Genomic DNA, 18,588 nt, shown 5'->3' on the forward strand with positions numbered 1-18,588 from the left:
GCGCCTCAGACAGTTCCCACTTGTTAAGGTGAAGGAATCGTCCCAGAGTGAAAAAATAGCGTCTGGTACTACTTCCGTTTCTATAAGAAAGGGGTTAAGTCCAGAGGCAAGTCGCTACGAGGGGAGGGAATCTTCCTTTCTCTCGTGCAATTGTGCGAGACAGGCGGTTCGGCCGCGTGTCGGTTAGAACGGAATGTCATGGTGGGAATGTCTCCCGCCAGCATATGGACAAGGATTGGGAAGGGCGCATGCCGACCATCAACCAGTTGATCGCAAAGGGCCGGGAGCCGGCCGCAAAGCGGAACAAGGTTCCTGCTCTGCAGGGATGTCCGCAGAAGCGTGGTGTTTGCACACGTGTTTATACTGTAACGCCGAAGAAACCGAACTCCGCCCTGCGTAAGGTGGCCAAAGTGCGCCTGACCAACGGGTATGAGGTGGTGAGCTATATTCCTGGTGAGGGGCATAACCTTCAGGAGCATAGCGTTGTTCTTATCCGCGGTGGTCGCGTGAAGGATCTTCCCGGTGTGCGTTACCACATTCTTCGTGGTGTGTTGGATACGCAAGGTATCGCAAAACGTCGTCAGCGTCGTTCGTTGTATGGCGCGAAGCGGCCGAAATAAGGGGTATTTGGAATGAGTCGCCGTCATCGCGCTGTTAAGCGTGAGATCCTTCCCGATCCAAAATTCGGAGATGCCGTCATTACGCGCTTTATGAATGCGCTTATGTATGATGGTAAGAAATCTACTGCCGAGCGCATTGTTTACGGGGCACTGGAAGTGCTACGTAAGCGCGGCGGGTCCAGTGCGGACCCAGTGGCTATGTTCCACTCGGCGCTGGATAATGTAAAGCCGGCTGTTGAGGTCCGCTCTCGTCGTGTTGGCGGTGCGACCTATCAGGTTCCGGTAGAGGTTCGTGCAGAACGTCGTCAAGCTCTGGCTATTCGCTGGTTGATTGACGCGTCGCGCAAGCGTGGTGAGAACACCATGCAGGACCGTCTTTCCAATGAGTTGATGGACGCGGTGAATAACCGTGGTGCAGCCGTCAAGAAACGGGAAGACACGCACCGCATGGCTGAAGCCAATAAGGCATTCAGTCATTATCGCTGGTAATTTTACCAGCTAAGGCTTCTGGTCACTATCTGCTTGCAGGGTGGCCAGCATGAAGTTTCAGTCATACCTTTGGCCCTTGCCGGGTCAAGGTTTTGGAGAGAGACGATGGCAAAGGCTAAATTTGAGCGTACTAAGCCGCATGTTAACATCGGCACGATTGGTCACGTTGACCATGGTAAAACCACGCTGACGGCTGCAATCACAAAGACACTGGCTGAGACCGGTGGTGCAACCTTCAGTGCTTATGATCAGATCGATAAGGCTCCTGAAGAGCGCGCTCGTGGTATTACGATTTCCACAGCGCACGTTGAGTATGAGACGGATAACCGTCACTATGCTCACGTGGACTGCCCCGGCCACGCTGACTATGTGAAGAACATGATCACCGGTGCGGCGCAGATGGATGGTGCCATTCTGGTTGTGTCCGCTGCTGACGGCCCAATGCCGCAGACACGTGAGCACATCCTTTTGGCTCGTCAGGTCGGTGTGCCGGCTCTGGTTGTCTTCTTGAACAAGGTTGACCAGGTTGACGACCCAGAGCTTCTGGAGCTGGTGGAGATGGAAGTTCGTGAGCTTCTGTCCTCCTATGACTTCCCTGGCGATGATATCCCCATCGTGAAGGGTTCCGCTTTGGCAACTTTGGAAGATGGTGATCCAGCTCAGGGTAAGGAAGCTATCCGCGCTCTGATGAAAGCTGTTGATGATTATATTCCGCAGCCTGAGCGTCCGGTTGATCGTCCGTTCTTGATGCCGATTGAAGACGTGTTCTCCATCTCTGGTCGTGGTACCGTTGTGACGGGCCGTGTCGAGCGTGGTGAAGTCAATGTTGGTGACGAGGTCGAGATCGTTGGTCTTCGTCCGACCACTAAGACAACAGTTACGGGCGTTGAGATGTTCCGTAAGCTGCTGGATCGTGGTGAGGCTGGTGATAACATCGGTGCGCTGCTCCGTGGTACGAAGCGTGAAGATGTTGAGCGTGGTCAGGTTCTGGCTAAGCCGGGTACAATTACCCCGCACAGCAAGTTCAAGGCTGAAGCTTACATCCTGACGAAGGAAGAGGGTGGCCGTCATACGCCGTTCTTCACCAACTATCGTCCGCAGTTCTACTTCCGTACAACGGACGTAACAGGCGTTGTTACATTGCCGGAAGGCACCGAGATGGTGATGCCGGGTGATAACGCTACCATGGATGTCGAGCTGATTGCTCCGATCGCTATGGATGAAGGCCTCCGCTTCGCTATTCGCGAGGGTGGCCGTACAGTGGGTGCCGGCGTGGTGGCTTCCATCAGCGCCTAAGGTCTGACTGTTTTTGGAATATGGTGCCCCGGTCGAATTTCTTTCGGCCGGGGTTCCATTTCTAAATGAAATGCAGTAGGACAACATCCGGTTTAGTAAGGATGAAGTGAAATCATGGACGACCAGAACATCCGCATTCGCCTTAAAGCGTATGATCATCGCGTGTTGGATAACAGCACGAAGGAGATTGTAAATACGGCGAAGCGTACGGGTGCGCGAGTACGGGGGCCGATCCCTCTGCCGACGCATATTGCCCGGTTTACTGTGAATCGTTCACCGCATGTGGATAAGAAAAGTCGCGAACAGTTCGAAATGAGAACACATCGCCGCTTGCTCGATATTGTCGAGCCGACTCCGCAGACCGTGGACGCCCTAATGAAGCTCGACCTCGCCGCTGGCGTTGATGTCGAGATTAAACTTTAAGGTCCAGACGATGCGTACCGGATTGATTGCAAAAAAGCTGGGGATGACCCGGCTCTTTAAAGAAGACGGCACACATGTGCCGGTGACGGTGCTGCACCTTGATAATGTCGAGGTTGTGGATGCCCGCACAAAGGAGCGTGACGGCTATACAGCTGTCCAGCTTGGTATGGGTGCGGCAAAAACAAAGCACGTCACAAAAGCGAACCGTGGGCACTTTGCCCGTGTGAAGGTTGAACCCAAAAAGAAGCTGGTCGAGTTCCGCGTGGCAGAAGATGCCGTGTTGGAATCTGGGACGAAGCTTTCCGCCGCTCATTTTGTTGTGGGGCAGAAGGTGGATGTTACCGGCCGCAGTAAGGGTAAAGGTTTTGCTGGTGTTATGAAACGCCACAACTTTGCCGGGTTGGAAGCCACACACGGTGTGTCTATTAGTCACCGTTCTCACGGCTCTACAGGCCAACGTCAGGATCCTGGTAAGGTCTTTAAGGGCAAGAAGATGGCTGGTCACCTTGGTGACAAGCGTGTGACAACACAAAACCTCGAAATTGCTGCTGTGGATGAGGAGCGCAACCTGATTATGGTGCGCGGTGCTATCCCAGGTGCCAAGAACAGTGTTGTTCTGGTTCGCGATGCAATCAAGAAGGCCCGTAATGCGGACGCGCCCTATCCGGCTGCGACCGTTGAGGCCGCCGGGTGAGGGATATGGAATACGATATCAAAACCCTCGATAACGGGAGTGCAGGCAAAGTCGCACTGCCGGAAGAGATCTTCGGGATTGTCCCCCGTAAGGACATTATGGCCCGTGTTGTGAACTGGCAGCTCGCTAAGCGTCGTGCAGGGACGCATGCAACGCGTGGCATGGGTGCTGTTTCTGGTACGACAAAAAAGCCGTATCGCCAAAAGGGGACGGGCTCTGCTCGTCAAGGCTCTTTGAGAGCACCGCAGTTCCGTACTGGTGGTGTGGTTCATGGGCCAGTTGTGCGCGATCATGGCTTTGATTTGCCCAAGAAGGTGCGGCGCCTTGGTTTGCGTTCCGCTGTTTCGCAGAAAGCGTCTGAAGGTAAGTTGATTATCCTTAAGGACCTCTCTGGTGTTGAGAAAACACGCGATGCGGCAGTTCGTCTGAAGGCTCTCGGTTGCTCTTCTGCTTTGATTGTTGATCAAGTGGCTGATCAGCCTTTCGCACGCGCAATTTCCAACCTGCCGAAGATTGATCTTCTGCCCACGGTTGGGGCGAATGTTTATGATATTCTCAAGCATGATGTGTTGGTAATTACCCACGCTGCTCTTGAGGGTCTCAAGGAGCGTCTGGCATGACAACAAAAACTGTTTTGAATGCCCGTAAGGCCGCAGCGAATCTGTCTCAAGAGGCTTTGTTCGATGTTCTGCGTGCGCCGTTGATCACGGAGAAGGCTACACTTCTTTCTGAGAAGAATCAGGTGGTTTTCAAAGTGGCTTTGGAGGCAACGAAGCCGCAGATTAAGGTTGCTGTTGAGACTCTTTTTAAGGTGAAGGTCGCTGGCGTTAGCACCTTAATCCAGAAGGGTAAGATAAAGCGCGTTAAGGGTCGTCCAGGTCGCCGTTCTGATGTTAAGAAGGCGTATGTTCAGCTTGCTGAAGGTCAATCGATCGACCTTACAGCGAAGCTTGGTTGACGCGCGGGGTAATATACTATGGCACTGAAGCACTTTAATCCCACGACACCAAGCACTCGTGGTACCGTGCTGATTGACCGGAGCGAGCTTTGGAAAGGCAAGCCCGTCAAGCAGTTGACGGAAGGTAAAAACAAGACCGGTGGTCGCAATAATTACGGGCGTACAACTGTGCGCTTCCGTGGTGGCGGGCATAAGCAGTCTTATCGTTATGTTGATTTCAAGCGGCGTAAGTTTGATGTTGCTGCGACGGTTGAGCGTCTGGAATATGACCCTAACCGTACAGCCTTCATCGCACTCATCCGTTATGAAGATGGCGAGTTGGCTTACATTCTGGCTCCGCAGCGCGTGAAGGCTGGCGATCGTGTGATTGCAGCTCATCATGCTGATGTGCGCCCAGGGAACGCTATGCCGCTGGCATCTATGCCGGTGGGGACCATCATTCATAATATTGAGCTAAAGCCAGGTGCTGGCGGTAAGCTTGCCCGTTCCGCTGGGAATTATGCTCAGCTGGTCGGTAAGGATGCTGGTTACGCGCAGATCAAGTTGCAATCTGGTGAGCTGCGTATTGTGCGCGGTGAGTGCATGGCAACAGTTGGTGCTGTGTCTAACCCAGATAACATGAACCAGCATTTTGGTAAGGCTGGTCGCCGTCGTTGGATGGGTCGTCGTCCGCATAACCGTGGTGTGGTTATGAACCCTGTTGACCATCCGCATGGTGGTGGTGAAGGGCGTACGTCTGGTGGTCGTCACCCTGTGACACCTTGGGGTGTGCCGACAAAGGGCTATAAAACACGCACCAACAAGAAGACGGACAGCCTGATTATCCGTCGTCGTAAAACTGGTAAGTAAGAAAGGGGCATAGAAGATGGCACGTTCCGTCTGGAAAGGCCCGTTCGTCGACGGGTATCTGTTTGGTAAGGCTGAAAAGGCTCGTGCGTCGGGCCGGAACGAGGTGATCAAGATTTGGTCGCGTCGTTCCACCATTCTGCCGCAGTTTGTCGGGCTGACGTTCGGCGTCTATAATGGTCAGAAGTTCCTGCCTGTGCAGGTTACGGAGCATATGGTTGGTCATAAGTTTGGGGAGTTTTCTCCGACTCGTACTTATACCGGTCATGGTTCCGATAAGAAATCGAAGCGAGGCTGAGCATGAGTAAGCCTAAGCACATCCGCACCTTGGCTGATACAGAGGCGCAGGCAGTTGCCCGCAATATTCGTGTTAGCCCGCGTAAGTTGAACTTGGTTGCTGCGACGATTCGTAATCAGCCAGCTGATAAGGCTATTGCTGCGTTGACATTCTCACGCCGCCGTATCGCCCAGCAGGTGAAGAAGGCTCTTGAGAGTGCCGTCGCTAACGCAGAGAATAATCACCAGCTTGATGTTGATAAGCTGGTGGTGAAAACTGCCGAGGTTGGCAAGTCGATCGTGATGAAACGCTTCCATGCTCGTGGCCGTGGTCGGTCTGCGCGTGTTGAGAAGTTTTTCAGTCACCTGAAGATTGTTGTTGCTGAGCGCGCAGAGGCTGTTGAGGCCCCTAAAGCTGGCAAGAACTCCAAAGAGCAGAAGGCAGCCTGATCTATGGGACATAAGGTTAATCCGATCGGGCTGCGGCTCGGTGTCAATCGTACATGGGATAGCCGCTGGTATGCAGGTGGGGATTATGCCCGCCTCCTCCATGAGGACTTGAAGCTACGTGCTTTCTTGCGCAAGAAGCTTTCTGGTGCTGGCGTTGCCCGTGTTGTTATTGAGCGTCCAGCGAAGAAACCGCGTGTGACGATTTATGCTGCGCGTCCTGGTGTGATTATCGGTAAGAAGGGGCAGGACATTGATGCTCTGCGCAAAACCCTTAGCCGTATGGCCAAGGCCGATGTCGCGCTGAATATCGTTGAGATCCGCAAGCCGGAGATTGATGCTACATTAGTGGCGGATAGCATTGCGCAGCAATTGGAGCGTCGCGTTGCGTTCCGTCGTGCGATGAAGCGGTCCATCCAGTCCGCTATGCGTCTGGGGGCTCAGGGTATTCGCATCACATGTAGTGGGCGTCTTGGCGGTGCTGAGATTGCTCGTGATGAGCAGTATCGTGAGGGTCGTGTTCCGTTGCATACATTGCGTGCGGATATCGATTATGGAACTTCTACAGCGCACACCACTTACGGTTCCTGTGGGGTGAAGGTTTGGATCTTTAAAGGTGAGATCCTGGCTCATGACCCAATGGCTCAGGACCGTCGTGCTGCGGAGCAGGCTCCCCAGCGTTAAGGGGCGGGGATTACCCCGTCTTTTATCTGAGGTGCTTGAAGTGAGGATAGAAAATTATGCTTTCTCCAAAGCGGACAAAGTTTCGTAAGGCTCATAAGGGCCGTATTCATGGCTTAGCTAAGGGTGGTACGCAGCTGAATTTCGGTGCGTATGGCCTGAAGGCTCTGGAGCCAGAGCGTATCACAGCTCGGCAGATTGAGGCGTCTCGTCGTGCGATCACTCGTGCGATGAAGCGTGCTGGGCGTGTCTGGATTCGTATTTTTCCGGACACTCCGGTCTCGACAAAGCCGGCAGAAGTGCGTATGGGTTCCGGTAAAGGTAACCCCGAGTACTGGGCAGCCCGCGTAAAACCGGGTCGTATCCTTTTCGAGATCGAAGGGGTGCCCCCGGAGGTTGCTCGCTTGGCTCTTAGCTTGGCTGCTGCAAAGTTGCCTATTAAGACCAAGTTCATTCAGCGTATCGGGGAGGCTTGAGAATGGCTGAAACGACCTATAAGGTTGCTGATCTGCGCGCTAAAAGCGAGGATGAGTTGAAGACTCTCCTCGTGGATTTGAAGCGTGAGCAGATCAACCAGCGTTTTGCTGCGGCCACAGGCCAATCCGAGAATAGCAGCCGTGTTAAGATTGTGCGTCGTGCTGTCGCGCGTATCAAAACATTGCTGAACCAGTCGAAGAACCGCGCGGGCGCAAAAACGTCCGCCGCAAAGTCCTGAGAGGAGACGGACGATGCCAAGGCGCGTCCTGACAGGGCGGGTGACGAGCGATAAGATGGACAAGACGGTAACTGTTCTTGTTGATCGTCGCGTGATGCATCCGCTCTATAAAAAGTTTATCCGCCGTTCCAAAAAGTATGCAGCGCATGATGATGCTAACGCATGCAAGATTGGTGATGTGGTGCGTATTGTTGAATGTGCACCGCTTTCCAAGCGCAAGACATGGACGGTCATTTCCCGCAATGGAGTCGATGTTGCTGAGGCTGCATCGTCTTCTGTCGGCGCATAAGGGGGTAGACAGATGATTCATCCCGAGACCAACCTAGACGTGGCTGATAATTCTGGTGCGCGTCGGGTGCAGTGCATCAAGGTGCTGGGCGGCTCCAAGCGGAAGACCGCCTCGGTCGGCGACATCATTGTCGTATCCGTTAAAGAGGCGATTCCTCGTGGTAAGGTGAAGAAAGGTGACGTCCATCAGGCCGTTATCGTGCGTACATCTTACCCGGTGCGCCGTGCTGATGGCTCTGCCATTCGCTTTGATCGGAATGCCGCTGTGTTGCTGAATAAGCAGCAAGAGCCGATTGGCACACGTATCTTTGGCCCAGTTGTTCGTGAGCTGCGTGCGCGTAAGTTCATGAAGATCATCTCCCTTGCTCCGGAGGTGTTGTAATGGCTGCACGTATTAAAAAAGGCGATCAGGTTCTTGTGCTAACGGGGCGTTCCCGTGGTACGCGTGGGGAAGTGCTTTCTGTCCTGCCAAAGGTTGAGAAGGCTGTTGTGCGTGGCGTTGCTATTGCAAAACGTCATACAAAGCCGAACCGTATGGGCGAAGGTGGCGGTATTGTTGAGCGTGAGATGCCTGTTCATCTCTCCAATCTGAAGCTGATCGACCCGAAAAGTGGTAAACCAACACGCGTTGGTTTCCGTGTTCTGGAAGATGGTCGCAAAGTCCGTGTCGCTAAGGTGACCGGCGAAGTGATCGAAGGCTGAGGAGCGAACGATGAGCGATAAAAAAGATACCGTTCTGCCCCGTTTGCAGCAAGATTATCAGAACAAGCTCCGTGCTAAGTTGCGTGAGCAGTTCGGATATAAAAGCGACATGCAGATCCCCAAGCTCGAGAAAATTGTCTTGAATATGGGTGTCGGTGAAGCCGCTGCTGACCAAAAGAAGCTTGATGCCGCTGTTGAGGAAATGGCTCTGATCTCTGGTCAGAAGCCTGTTAAGACGGTAGCGCGTAAGGCTGTTGCGGGGTTCCGCATTCGTGAAGGATTGCCGATCGGATGTAAGGTGACGTTGCGTAAGGCTCGTATGTACGAGTTTTTGGATCGTTTGGTGACGATCGCTATGCCGCGTATCCGTGACTTCCGTGGTCTTCCGGCGAATAAAGGCTTTGATGGCCGTGGTAATTTTGCCATGGGTCTGAAAGAGCAGATTGTATTCCCGGAAATTGATTATGACAAAGTTGATGACATCCGCGGGATGGATATTATCTTTGTGACGACGGCAAAAACGGATGAAGAAGCGAAAGCTCTTCTAAAGGCATTTGATCTGCCGTTTGTGTCCTAAGCGACATTTTTTCGTGTCAATCGCGGAAAGGAGATTTTCCCCCTTCACATGAGGGGGAAGTTTCCGCTACAGTTCCGTTGATTGGAAAACCGTCGGGATAGGCCCGACAGGTTCCGGGAGAAGATTCGAGATGGCGAAAATCTCTGCGGTGAACCGTAATAATCGTCGTGCTGCGATGGCGCAGCGTGATCGTGAAAAACGGACCGCTCTTAAAAATACGATTAAGAATCGCTCTCTTTCTATGGAAGAGCGTTTCGAAGCAACACTGAAGCTGGCTAAATTGCCGCGCAATGGCTCTCAAACTCGCGTGCGTTTGCGTTGTAAGCTTACTGGTCGCTCCCGTGGGAATTACCGTAAGTTTGAGCTGTGCCGTATTGCACTGCGTGACTTGGCGTCTACGGGGCAAATCCCCGGCATGGTTAAGTCCAGCTGGTAAAAGGGTAGTCTGAATGTCTATGTCTGATCCATTGGGTGATATGCTCACCCGGGTCCGTAACGCTCAGCGTGCCCGCCATGCTGCTTGCGTTGCTCCGGCCTCTAAACTGCGCGCTAGCGTGCTTGAGGCGTTAAAGCGCGAAGGATATATTCGCGGTTACACAACTGAGGAGGTCCGTAAGGGTATCTCTCAGTTCCGTATTGAGTTGAAATATAGCGATGGCCAGCCTGTGATTCGTGAGATTCACCGTGTTTCCCGCCCGGGGCGTCGCGTATATTCCAAGATCAAAGAGTTGCCCCGCGTTTATGCTGGTTTGGGTGTTTCTATCCTTTCCACCCCGCGTGGCGTTCTTTCAGACGTTGAGGCTCGTGCTGCCAATGTTGGTGGCGAGGTCCTCTGCCGCGTCTTCTAAGGAGGGAATATGTCTCGCGTAGGTAAATATCCTATTGAGCTCCCCGCCGGGGTTGAGGCGGTTGTCAAGGACGGCATGTTTTGCGTCAAGGGCAAGCGTGGTGAGCTGAGTGTGCCGGTATCTTCATTCGTTGATGTGAAGATTGCGGATGGTAAGATCACTGTCTCTCCTCTAGGGGGTCGTACCCCGCGGAGTTGGACGATGTGGGGGACATCTCGTGCTGTGTTTGCAAACATGGTGAAGGGTGTTTCCGAAGGTTTCCAGAAAGGGCTTGAGATTCAGGGAACGGGTTTCCGTGCTGCTGTTCAGGGTTCCAATCTGGTGATGAATCTCGGTTTCTCACATGATGTGGTCTATCCGATCCCATCTGATGTGAAGATCACAACACCGCGTCCGACAGCCATTTTGGTTGAGGGTAACGACAAGCAGCGCGTTGGTCAGGTAGCTTTGGATATCCGCAGCTTCCGTAAGCCTGAGCCTTATAAGGGCAAGGGTGTTCGTTATGAGACCGAAGTTCTGCGTCAGAAAGAAGGTAAGAAGAAGTAATGGCATCGCTGCAAGGATTGCAGGAGCGTCGCCGCAAGCGGTTGCGTTTCCAGCTTCGTCGCAAGAGCGGCGGCCGGCCGCGTTTGTCGGTCTTCCGTTCTAGCAAGAATATCCACGTTCAAGTCATTGATGATGCGCGTGGGGTTACACTGGCCAGTGCGTCTACGCTTGAGAAAGCTGTTCGTGAAGCCGGTAAAACCGGTGCGAATATCGCAGCTGCTTCCGTCATTGGTAAGCTAGTTGCAGAGCGCGCTGTTAAGGCTGGGGTCAAAGAGGTTGTGTTCGACCGTGGCTCCTATCTCTATCATGGCCGGGTGAAAGCCCTGGCAGAGGCTGCCCGTGAGGGCGGGCTGTCTTTCTAAGGAGGATCACACATGGCACGTGAGCCAAGAGAAGGCGGCCGTGGTGGTCGTGAGCGTGAGCAGGGTGATGAGCTTGTTGATAAGCTCGTAACCATTAATCGCGTTGCAAAAGTTGTTAAAGGCGGTCGGCGTTTTGCCTTTGCTGCTCTGGTTGTTGTTGGCGATCAGAAAGGGCGTGTTGGGTATGGTGCGGGTAAAGCCCGTGAGGTGCCTGAGGCCATTCGTAAGGCGACAGAGCGTGCACGCCGTAACATGATTCGCGTTCCGATGAAGGAAGGCCGTACGCTGCATCATGATGCAGTGGGGCGTTTTGGGGCTGGCGAGGTTGTTGTGCGTGCTGCTGAGGCAGGTACGGGGATCATCGCTGGTGGACCAATTCGTGCTGTCTTTGAGAGCTTGGGTGTAAGCGATGTTGTCGCGAAAAGCCTAGGGACACGGAACCCGCACAACATGATTAAGGCTGCATTTGACGCCCTAGAGCGTGCAAGTAGCCCGCGTCAGGTTGCGGCACGTCGTGGTAAGAAGACATTCGAGCTGTTTGGCCGTCGTGAGCAGTCGGAGACGGAGGCTGCTAATGTCTAAGACAAAAGGTAAGACCATCCGGGTGACGCAGATCGCTTCTGTGATCGGCTCCAAGCCGGGTCAGGCGGAAACGGTAAGGGGGCTGGGCCTTCGTGGTATCGGTTCCAGCCGTGAGTTGGAGGATACCCCCTCCATCCGCGGGATGATCCGCAAGGTGTCCCATCTGGTAAAGGTGGAGGCTTGATATGAACCTGAATGAATTGCGTGATAACGCTGGGGCTCGCTACCGTAAAAAACGTCTTGGGCGTGGTATCGGCTCTGGTAAAGGCAAGACGTCCGGTAAGGGCCATAAGGGTCAGAAAGCACGTTCCGGCGTAGCGATTAATGGCTTTGAGGGTGGTCAGCTACCGATTTATCGTCGTATGCCGAAGCGTGGCTTCGTCAATATTTTCCGTAAGGAATATGCGGCGGTTAATCTTGGTGCTGTCAGCAAAGCTCTGGAAGCTGGTAAGCTTTCCGCTGGTGCGCCTATTACTGAGGACGTGCTGCGTCAGGCGGGGCTCATCGGTAGTCGTAAAGTCGCTGGTGTGCGTCTTTTGGCTAAGGGTGAGTTGTCTCAGGGTGTGAACTTTGAGGTCTCTGGTGCTTCTGCAGCGGCTGTGGCTGCGGTGGAGAAGGCCGGTGGCTCTGTGAAGGTTCTGACCGTTAAGAAGGACGTTCAGGCTGAGGCTTGAGTTCTCCTGCCCGGCTTGCTGGGACGACAGTGAACGAGTGAACAGCGTCCCGTACAATGTGCGGTGACGCTGTTTTCATGAAAGGACAGGGAGATGGCTTCAGCAGCAGAACAGTTGGCCGGTAACCTGAATATGAGTGCTTTTTCTAAAGCGACAGAGCTGAAAAAGCGGATCTGGTTTACGCTTGGTGCGTTGATTGTGTATCGATTAGGCACTTTTATTCCAGTGCCGGGGATTGATGCTTCTGTTTTGGGGCAACTTGTGGCAGAGCACCAAGGCGGTATCTTGGGCATGTTTGACATGTTTACAGGTGGTGCTTTGGGGCGTATGACGCTGTTTGCTCTAAACATCATGCCCTATATTAGTGCGTCTATTATCATTCAGTTGCTTTCTACAGCATTGCCTTCCATGGAGGCATTAAAGAAAGAGGGTGAAACAGGACGTAAAAAGCTTAACCAATATACACGTTATCTAACGGTCTTAATCGCCGTAGTCCAAGCCTATGGGTTTGCTATGGGGTTGAGTAGCATGCATACGAAGACGGGATTAGGCGCAGTCATTTCTCCTGGGCCGACCTTCTTAGTTTCTTATGTTGTTATGTTGGTAACAGGGACGCTCTTCCTTATGTGGTTGGGCGAGCAAATTACGTCGCGTGGGATTGGGAATGGGATTTCTCTCATTATTTTCTCCGGTATCGTGGCTAATTTACCGCATGCGCTTAGCACGTTGTTCGAGCTAGGAAGAACGGGCGCTTTGTCACCTCTTTTTGTGGTGGTCTTTCTTATTTTAGCATTGGTTGTGATTGCCTTTATTGTGTTTATGGAGCAAGCGCAGCGGCGTATTGTTATCCAGTATCCCAAGCGACAGGTGGGGAATCGGATTTATGGTGGTGATTCCACACATATGCCGCTTAAGGTGAACACAGCGGGTGTGATTCCTCCCATTTTTGCTTCATCAGTTTTGCTTGTGCCGGCGACTTTGTCGGGCTTTATGCACAATAATGGCGGTGTGTTAGGGCGTATTGGGCAGTGGCTCTCTCAAGGGCAGCCACTTTATATGGCTTTTTATGCCTTTATGATCATTTTCTTTTCCTATTTCTATGCGGCTGTAACATTTAATCCTGAAGAAACAGCTGACAACCTTAGAAAGCAGGGCGGGTTTGTACCGGGTATTCGTCCAGGGGCGAATACGGCGCGTTATTTTGACCGTATTTTGTCGCGTTTGACGAGTATTGGTGCCGGATACATGGTGCTGGTCTGTCTTTTGCCGCAGTTCTTGATCAATAAATATAATGTGCCGTTTTACTTTGGTGGGACGAGCTTGATCATCATTGTCTCTGTTACGATTGATACGGTTACACAGGTACAATCTCATCTGGTGGCGCATCAATATCAGGGGTTAATCCGTAAACAACGTGAGCGTGGTAGCCGTGTACGCGGGCGCGTCGGTCGGGAAAGACGGAGGTAGGGATGAATATTATTCTTCTGGGCCCACCAGGTGCTGGGAAGGGGACGCAAGCAAAGCGTCTTGAGGCCCGCCGCGGCATGAAGCAAATTTCCACAGGGGATATGTTGCGTGCCGAGGTTAAAGCGCAATCGCCGATTGGTTTGGAAGTTAAAGGGCTAATGGATAAGGGACATTTTGTGCCGGATCCTATTATAGTCCAGATGATTGAGAATCGTATTGAGCAGCCCGATTGTGTGAAGGGGGTCATTTTAGATGGTTTCCCTCGCACGGAGGCGCAGGCTGAGATTTTGGATTCTATGTTGAAGAAACGGAATCTAAAAATTGATGCCGTGATTCTGTTGGAGGTAAACGAGGAGGCTTTAGTGAAGCGTCTTTGTGAACGTCAGCATGATGATGGTTCGCGGCGGGCGGATGACCATCCAGAGGTCATTCATGCACGCTTAGAGACGTATCGGAAGCAAACAGCTCCTATTTTGCCGTATTATGAGCAAAATGGTCGTTTGAAGCGCGTTGATGGGATGCAAGATGTTGAAGCTGTAGGGAAGGCGATTGACGCTATTCTTGATCAGAGATCGTCTTGAGGAGTGAGCTGATCACGAAAAAGTGATCTTTATTGTTTGACTTGTCTGGCAGGGCAGTATATTCGCCCAGCATAAGTTGAACGTGCCGGGCCTCATTTGGGGTTGGAATCGTTCGTAAGGACTGATGCCGGTGAGCGGCCATGGTCCGGTCAGACAAAGATTTTTGGCAACGCGGCTATAAGCCGTGTGGATGGGAGAATTGGCGTGGCACGTATTGCCGGCGTAAACATTCCGACCAACAAACGGGTGGTCATCGGTCTGCGCTATGTTTATGGCATTGGTCCATCGAGCGCACAGGCTATCTGTGCAAAGCTCGGTATTGATGATGCTAAGCGCGTGAATGAGCTTTCTGACGATGAAGTCACGAAGATTCGTGATCTGATCGACAGCGAGTACCGTGTAGAGGGTGATCTTCGTCGTGAAACGGCGATGAATATCAAACGTCTGATGGACCTTGGCTGCTATCGTGGTCTGCGTCATCGCCGTGGTCTGCCGGTTCGTGGGCAGCGTACGCATACAAATGCGCGCACCCGTAAGGGCAAGGCTGTTGCCATTGCTGGTAAGAAGAAGGCAACGCGCTAAACGACGCGTTTTCTGTGACGCTTTTGCAGATTTAGTAGGACGAGCATATTATGGCCAAGGCTGCCGCACCGCGTATTCGTAAGAAGGAGCGTAAAAACATCATCTCTGGTGTTGCGCATGTTCTTTCGACCTTTAACAACACAATGATCACGATTGCTGATGCCCAAGGTAATGCGATTGCGTGGTCTTCTTCTGGGGCTCAGGGTTTTAAGGGGTCTCGTAAATCCACACCTTATGCGGCACAGGTTGCTGCTGAGGATGCTGGGCGTAAAGCGCGTGAGCATGGGATGGAAACGCTGGAGATTGAGGTCTCTGGTCCAGGTTCAGGGCGTGAGAGTGCTTTACGTGCTTTGCAGGCTGTTGGTTTTACAATCACGTCTATTCGTGACATGACACCAGTGCCACATAACGGTTGTCGTCCGCGCAAGCGTCGTCGCGTTTAAGGCGGACATTTAATTTGGTTGGGTTGGTTGTCACGATTGGATGGTGCAGCCAGCTCGGCCTTGGTAAGTTCGTACCGCACGACATGTGCGGGCCTGGCACCGCCAGAAAGGCGGGCTTCGTTGTTTGAAAGGCCATGATCTTGGTTCTCCAGAAAAACTGGCAGTCTCTCATCAAACCGGAGAAGCTTGAGGTCGAGCCCGGCCCGGTTCCTTCCCGCATGGCAACCATTGTTGCTGAGCCACTTGAGCGTGGCTTTGGTTTAACAGTCGGGAATGCTCTGCGCCGTATTCTTCTTTCATCGCTTCAGGGTGCTGCTGTTACAGCCATCCAGATTGATGGGGTTCTGCATGAATTTTCGTCCGTAGCGGGTGTGCGCGAGGACGTAACCGACATCGTGTTGAATGTGAAGCAGCTTGCTTTGCGGATGCATGGTGAGGGACCAAAGCGTATGGTTCTCACGGCAACTGGGCCGGGGGAAGTGACGGCAGGGCAAATTCAGACGGGCCATGATATCGAGATCATGAACCCAGATCTGGTGATCTGCACGCTTGATGATGATGTGAAGTTTGGGATGGAATTCACGGTGAATATGGGGAAGGGCTATGTCCCCGCCTCCGCGAATCGTCCTGATGATGCGCCAATTGGTTTGATCCCCATTGATGCGATTTATTCCCCAGTGCAACGCGTCTCTTATAAGGTAGAGCCAACGCGTGTTGGGCAGGTCACCGACTATGATAAATTGCTGTTGAGCATTGAGACCAATGGGGTGGTTACGCCGGAAGATGCTTTGGCATTGGCGGCGCGTATCATGCAGGATCAGCTTCAGCTCTTCATCAATTTTGATGAGCCGCGTCCGGTGCAGAATGAAGAGCCGCAGGATGATCTGCCCTTTAGCCGTCACCTTCTTCGGAAAGTGGATGAGCTTGAGCTTTCCGTGCGTAGTGCAAACTGCCTGAAGAACGACAATATTGTTTATATTGGCGATCTCGTGCAGAAGAGCGAGCAGGAAATGTTGCGGACTCCGAATTTCGGTCGTAAGTCGCTGAATGAGATCAAAGAGGTGCTAACGGGCATGGGCCTCTCGCTGGGGATGAATGTCCCTGCTTGGCCGCCAGAAAGCATTGAGGATCTGGCCCGGCGTCTTGATGAGACCTTCTAAAAAGCCCCGGCTGGGAAGTTCGGGCAAAGGATTAGGGAAAGAAAATGCGTCATAATCTGAGCGGACGTAAACTTGGCGTCACCTCCACTCATCGCGCAGCTATGTTCCGTAATATGGCTGTTGCACTCATTAAACATGAGCAAATCTCCACAACCTTACCAAAGGCTAAGGAGCTGCGCCCGGTTGTTGAGAAGCTGATCACCTTGGGTAAGCGCGGTACGCTTCATGCACGCCGTCAGGCATTTGCCCAATTGCGTGATGATGCCATCGTGAGCAAATTATTCTCTGTTTTAGGACAGCGTTACGCAAACCGTGCTGGCGGCTATAGCCGCGTGCTGAAGGCCGGTGTGCGTTATGGTGATAATGCCGATATGGCTGTGATTGAACTGGTCGACCGTGATGTTGCTGAAAAAGGCAAAGATAGCGGGCCGGAGCAGAAAGAAAATCAGGAAGCTGCTTGAGCTTTTTCTCCAATAGGAGAATAAAGGAAAGGTCGGTGCTTTGGGGCATCGGCCTTTTTTCGTGGGTTAAGCGCAACCCGATAGAAAAGCAGGTGTAGCCATGAGTTCTGATCTGATAAATACATGCCACTCTATTCTGGGGCTTGTGAAGGATGTGATGGAGGACCTCGTGATGGACCATCCTTGGGGATGGACGGGGTTGGCCTTTATTGTGGGGCTGCTTTTCGGGCGAAAGAAGGGGGCGGCCTGTCGTAAAGGCAGCTGTTCCTAAACGGGATAAGGCTGGATTATTAAAAAGGCGTTCCTCAATAAGGGGAACGCCTTTTGTTTAGTTTTTATCTTTTTGAATAAAGCTAGGGAGGAAGGGGTTATCTGTCTGCAAGGAGTCTTTGGTGGGAAGTTTATTGGTATTCCATCCACCGCCGAGGTCGGTGATCAGACGGATTGTGCTGGTGACACGCTGTTGCTGGATTTGTAGCCTCATTTCCTCATATTGCAGGGCTGTTTGTTGGGCGGTGATGACGGTGGTGTAGATCTGCGTCCCAGCAAGATATTCGTTCATGGAGACAGTGACGGCTTGTTGTGCGCTATTGAGGGCTTGTTCTTGGAAGGTCATCTGCTCGCTCAGATAATGCAGGTTTGAAAGCTGGTCTTCGGTATCTTGCAGGGCTTTTAGTACGACTTGGCGGTAATTCGCTACGGCACCGTCATAATCGGCTTCGGCTTCTCGCACAGCAGCGGAGCGTGCCCCGCCTTCAAAGAGTGTTTCATTAGCTGCAGCGCCAAGGGACCATGTGCGGGTGGCAAGCTGGATGAGATGTTGGAGTGGATTACCGCTATAGCCATAGCTGGCGGACAGGGTGATCTGTGGGAAGAAGGCTCCAATCTCATAGCCGATTTCAGCATTATAGCTTTCCATTTCCCGTTCAGCTTGGGCAATGTCGGGCCGCCTTTGGAGGAGGTCAGAGGGTAAAAAGGGCGGAATTGTTGGTAATGTAAAGGGTAGAGGTGCGTGGGGAATCGTCACCTCGGCGGGGGGGTGGCCTGTTAAGACAGCAATAGCGTGCTCATATTGCGCACGCGTCACACGGGCACCTGCGAGATTGGCTTGGGTGGATTCTAATTGATAGCGTGCTTGGTAAACACTTGTTGGGTCAGCTACACCAGCGGCTAGCTGATTGGTCAGGATCTCTAAGTTATGTTGATAGAGATGGACATTACGGCTGTAGAGATCAATCAGACTATCCTGATAGCGGAGGTCCATATAGTCATTAGCGAGCTCCAGCTCGTAAGAGAGACGCATATTAGCCAGTAAGGCTGCATTCGCTTGCGTTGAGGTGACCTGCTGTTGGATTTGCCGACGAATCATGCCCCATACGTCAATGGTCCAACTCGCACTTGGGCCGGTGACCCATGTGTTCGTTGTTGTGACGAAGGTGTGGGGGCTATCGGCGAGGCCGCTTGTGGTGCGTCCTCCGCTAGAATTGCGATTAAAGCTGAACTTGCCGTTAAGGGTAGGGAAGAGGCTAGCGCGAACGGAATCAATCATCGCACGGGCTTTGCGATACTGCGCCTCATATTGCTTTAAGCTTTGGTTAGAGAGGCTAACCTCTTCTTCTAATTTATTTAAGGTGGGGTCGTTAAATACCTGCCACCAATCGCCTTTGGGTAAGGTGCTGAGGTAAGGGTTAGCCTTTGCCCACCCGGCAGGCGGGGGCGCTTCTTTAAAACGGGGCGAGATAATTGCTTGTGGTTTTTTATAATTCGGCCCGACCATGCACCCACTTAGAGCGAGGCCGCCCCCTATTGTTAGGGCGGTAATTTTATAAAAGAGACGAGAGGGAATAAGCATGACGATCCGCATTATGAC

32 protein-coding genes are annotated in these 18,588 nt (G+C 52.6%); 31 read left to right on the top strand and 1 reads right to left on the bottom strand.

Annotated elements, in window-relative coordinates:
• The first annotated feature begins 248 nt into the window (after positions 1-248).
• The 31 genes from rpsL (at position 249) to NQF64_RS07435 (ending at position 16,989) form a co-directional block, all read left to right on the top strand.
• Complete coding sequence (gene rpsL, locus NQF64_RS07285; protein ID WP_023979007.1) at positions 249-620, top strand: 30S ribosomal protein S12; 372 nt, start codon at positions 249-251, stop codon at positions 618-620.
• Between the two features lie 12 nt (positions 621-632).
• Positions 633-1,109 carry a 30S ribosomal protein S7 gene (rpsG, locus tag NQF64_RS07290; RefSeq protein WP_099026835.1) on the top strand — a complete coding sequence of 159 codons (477 nt, stop codon included), beginning with the start codon at positions 633-635 and terminating at the stop codon, positions 1,107-1,109.
• Between the two features lie 105 nt (positions 1,110-1,214).
• On the top strand, positions 1,215-2,405 hold the full coding sequence (gene tuf / locus NQF64_RS07295; RefSeq protein WP_099026834.1) for an elongation factor Tu: 1,191 nt from the start codon (positions 1,215-1,217) through the stop codon (positions 2,403-2,405).
• 114 nt (positions 2,406-2,519) lie between these two features.
• Positions 2,520-2,828, top strand: a complete 309-nt coding sequence (gene rpsJ, locus NQF64_RS07300) for a 30S ribosomal protein S10 (protein ID WP_018980179.1) — start codon at positions 2,520-2,522, stop codon at positions 2,826-2,828.
• Between the two features lie 10 nt (positions 2,829-2,838).
• A complete protein-coding gene (rplC, locus tag NQF64_RS07305; protein ID WP_099026833.1) occupies positions 2,839-3,522 on the top strand; it encodes a 50S ribosomal protein L3 in 684 nt (227 codons plus the stop codon).
• A gap of 5 nt (positions 3,523-3,527) precedes the next feature.
• On the top strand, positions 3,528-4,142 hold the full coding sequence (gene rplD, locus NQF64_RS07310; protein WP_099026832.1) for a 50S ribosomal protein L4: 615 nt from the start codon (positions 3,528-3,530) through the stop codon (positions 4,140-4,142).
• Positions 4,143-4,183: 41 nt separating this feature from the next.
• Positions 4,184-4,480 carry a 50S ribosomal protein L23 gene (locus tag NQF64_RS07315; RefSeq protein ID WP_266107015.1) on the top strand — a complete coding sequence of 99 codons (297 nt, stop codon included), beginning with the start codon at positions 4,184-4,186 and terminating at the stop codon, positions 4,478-4,480.
• Between the two features lie 18 nt (positions 4,481-4,498).
• Positions 4,499-5,329, top strand: coding sequence for a 50S ribosomal protein L2 (gene rplB, locus NQF64_RS07320; RefSeq protein WP_155573633.1), 831 nt, complete (start codon positions 4,499-4,501; stop codon positions 5,327-5,329).
• 16 nt (positions 5,330-5,345) lie between these two features.
• Complete coding sequence (gene rpsS / locus NQF64_RS07325) at positions 5,346-5,624, top strand: 30S ribosomal protein S19 (protein WP_043557836.1); 279 nt, start codon at positions 5,346-5,348, stop codon at positions 5,622-5,624.
• A gap of 2 nt (positions 5,625-5,626) precedes the next feature.
• Positions 5,627-6,052: a 50S ribosomal protein L22 gene (rplV, locus tag NQF64_RS07330; RefSeq protein WP_099026829.1), complete on the top strand. Its 426-nt coding sequence runs from the start codon at positions 5,627-5,629 to the stop codon at positions 6,050-6,052.
• A 3-nt stretch (positions 6,053-6,055) separates the two neighbouring features.
• On the top strand, positions 6,056-6,733 hold the full coding sequence (rpsC, locus tag NQF64_RS07335) for a 30S ribosomal protein S3 (protein ID WP_099026828.1): 678 nt from the start codon (positions 6,056-6,058) through the stop codon (positions 6,731-6,733).
• Between the two features lie 56 nt (positions 6,734-6,789).
• A complete protein-coding gene (gene rplP / locus NQF64_RS07340; protein WP_099026827.1) occupies positions 6,790-7,206 on the top strand; it encodes a 50S ribosomal protein L16 in 417 nt (138 codons plus the stop codon).
• A gap of 2 nt (positions 7,207-7,208) precedes the next feature.
• Entirely contained in the window at positions 7,209-7,445 is a 237-nt protein-coding gene (gene rpmC, locus NQF64_RS07345; protein ID WP_099026826.1) for a 50S ribosomal protein L29, read from the top strand.
• 13 nt (positions 7,446-7,458) lie between these two features.
• Entirely contained in the window at positions 7,459-7,734 is a 276-nt protein-coding gene (gene rpsQ / locus NQF64_RS07350; protein WP_077396236.1) for a 30S ribosomal protein S17, read from the top strand.
• 12 nt (positions 7,735-7,746) lie between these two features.
• Complete coding sequence (rplN, locus tag NQF64_RS07355) at positions 7,747-8,115, top strand: 50S ribosomal protein L14 (RefSeq protein ID WP_043557844.1); 369 nt, start codon at positions 7,747-7,749, stop codon at positions 8,113-8,115.
• On the top strand, positions 8,115-8,435 hold the full coding sequence (gene rplX, locus NQF64_RS07360; RefSeq protein WP_099026825.1) for a 50S ribosomal protein L24: 321 nt from the start codon (positions 8,115-8,117) through the stop codon (positions 8,433-8,435). The genes rplN and rplX overlap by 1 nt, the downstream gene beginning before the upstream one ends.
• A gap of 10 nt (positions 8,436-8,445) precedes the next feature.
• Complete coding sequence (gene rplE, locus NQF64_RS07365; RefSeq protein ID WP_266106945.1) at positions 8,446-9,012, top strand: 50S ribosomal protein L5; 567 nt, start codon at positions 8,446-8,448, stop codon at positions 9,010-9,012.
• A 130-nt stretch (positions 9,013-9,142) separates the two neighbouring features.
• Positions 9,143-9,448: a 30S ribosomal protein S14 gene (gene rpsN, locus NQF64_RS07370; RefSeq protein ID WP_099026823.1), complete on the top strand. Its 306-nt coding sequence runs from the start codon at positions 9,143-9,145 to the stop codon at positions 9,446-9,448.
• A gap of 13 nt (positions 9,449-9,461) precedes the next feature.
• Entirely contained in the window at positions 9,462-9,860 is a 399-nt protein-coding gene (gene rpsH / locus NQF64_RS07375) for a 30S ribosomal protein S8 (protein WP_099026822.1), read from the top strand.
• 9 nt (positions 9,861-9,869) lie between these two features.
• Positions 9,870-10,406 carry a 50S ribosomal protein L6 gene (gene rplF / locus NQF64_RS07380; RefSeq protein ID WP_099026821.1) on the top strand — a complete coding sequence of 179 codons (537 nt, stop codon included), beginning with the start codon at positions 9,870-9,872 and terminating at the stop codon, positions 10,404-10,406.
• A complete protein-coding gene (rplR, locus tag NQF64_RS07385) occupies positions 10,406-10,768 on the top strand; it encodes a 50S ribosomal protein L18 (RefSeq protein ID WP_099026820.1) in 363 nt (120 codons plus the stop codon). The genes rplF and rplR overlap by 1 nt, the downstream gene beginning before the upstream one ends.
• Before the next feature lie 12 nt (positions 10,769-10,780).
• Complete coding sequence (gene rpsE, locus NQF64_RS07390; protein WP_099026819.1) at positions 10,781-11,350, top strand: 30S ribosomal protein S5; 570 nt, start codon at positions 10,781-10,783, stop codon at positions 11,348-11,350.
• The gene (gene rpmD / locus NQF64_RS07395; RefSeq protein WP_266106946.1) at positions 11,343-11,534 is read left to right on the top strand and encodes a 50S ribosomal protein L30; all 192 of its coding nucleotides are present in this window, start codon (positions 11,343-11,345) and stop codon (positions 11,532-11,534) included. Before rpsE ends, rpmD begins: the two co-directional genes overlap by 8 nt.
• A 1-nt stretch (position 11,535) precedes the next feature.
• A complete protein-coding gene (gene rplO / locus NQF64_RS07400) occupies positions 11,536-12,024 on the top strand; it encodes a 50S ribosomal protein L15 (protein ID WP_099026817.1) in 489 nt (162 codons plus the stop codon).
• A gap of 93 nt (positions 12,025-12,117) precedes the next feature.
• Positions 12,118-13,491 (top strand): preprotein translocase subunit SecY, encoded by a 1,374-nt coding sequence (gene secY / locus NQF64_RS07405; RefSeq protein ID WP_099026816.1) that lies wholly within the window; start codon positions 12,118-12,120, stop codon positions 13,489-13,491.
• A 2-nt stretch (positions 13,492-13,493) separates the two neighbouring features.
• Positions 13,494-14,072, top strand: a complete 579-nt coding sequence (locus tag NQF64_RS07410; protein WP_266106947.1) for an adenylate kinase — start codon at positions 13,494-13,496, stop codon at positions 14,070-14,072.
• A gap of 204 nt (positions 14,073-14,276) precedes the next feature.
• On the top strand, positions 14,277-14,654 hold the full coding sequence (gene rpsM, locus NQF64_RS07415; RefSeq protein WP_099026814.1) for a 30S ribosomal protein S13: 378 nt from the start codon (positions 14,277-14,279) through the stop codon (positions 14,652-14,654).
• A gap of 50 nt (positions 14,655-14,704) precedes the next feature.
• Positions 14,705-15,097, top strand: a complete 393-nt coding sequence (gene rpsK, locus NQF64_RS07420) for a 30S ribosomal protein S11 (protein WP_043557862.1) — start codon at positions 14,705-14,707, stop codon at positions 15,095-15,097.
• A gap of 140 nt (positions 15,098-15,237) precedes the next feature.
• Complete coding sequence (locus NQF64_RS07425) at positions 15,238-16,257, top strand: DNA-directed RNA polymerase subunit alpha (protein WP_099027039.1); 1,020 nt, start codon at positions 15,238-15,240, stop codon at positions 16,255-16,257.
• 44 nt (positions 16,258-16,301) lie between these two features.
• Positions 16,302-16,718 carry a 50S ribosomal protein L17 gene (gene rplQ, locus NQF64_RS07430; RefSeq protein ID WP_099026813.1) on the top strand — a complete coding sequence of 139 codons (417 nt, stop codon included), beginning with the start codon at positions 16,302-16,304 and terminating at the stop codon, positions 16,716-16,718.
• A gap of 100 nt (positions 16,719-16,818) precedes the next feature.
• Positions 16,819-16,989 carry a hypothetical protein gene (locus NQF64_RS07435; protein WP_180794217.1) on the top strand — a complete coding sequence of 57 codons (171 nt, stop codon included), beginning with the start codon at positions 16,819-16,821 and terminating at the stop codon, positions 16,987-16,989.
• 57 nt (positions 16,990-17,046) lie between these two features.
• On the opposite strand, the gene NQF64_RS07440 is transcribed toward NQF64_RS07435, so the two are convergent.
• Positions 17,047-18,582 carry an efflux transporter outer membrane subunit gene (locus tag NQF64_RS07440; RefSeq protein ID WP_266106948.1) on the bottom strand — a complete coding sequence of 512 codons (1,536 nt, stop codon included), beginning with the start codon at positions 18,580-18,582 and terminating at the stop codon, positions 17,047-17,049.
• Positions 18,583-18,588: the final 6 nt, after the last annotated feature.

This window comes from Bombella saccharophila, assembly GCF_026385475.1.
In the GTDB taxonomy this organism is placed as follows: Bacteria; Pseudomonadota; Alphaproteobacteria; order Acetobacterales; family Acetobacteraceae; genus Bombella; species Bombella saccharophila.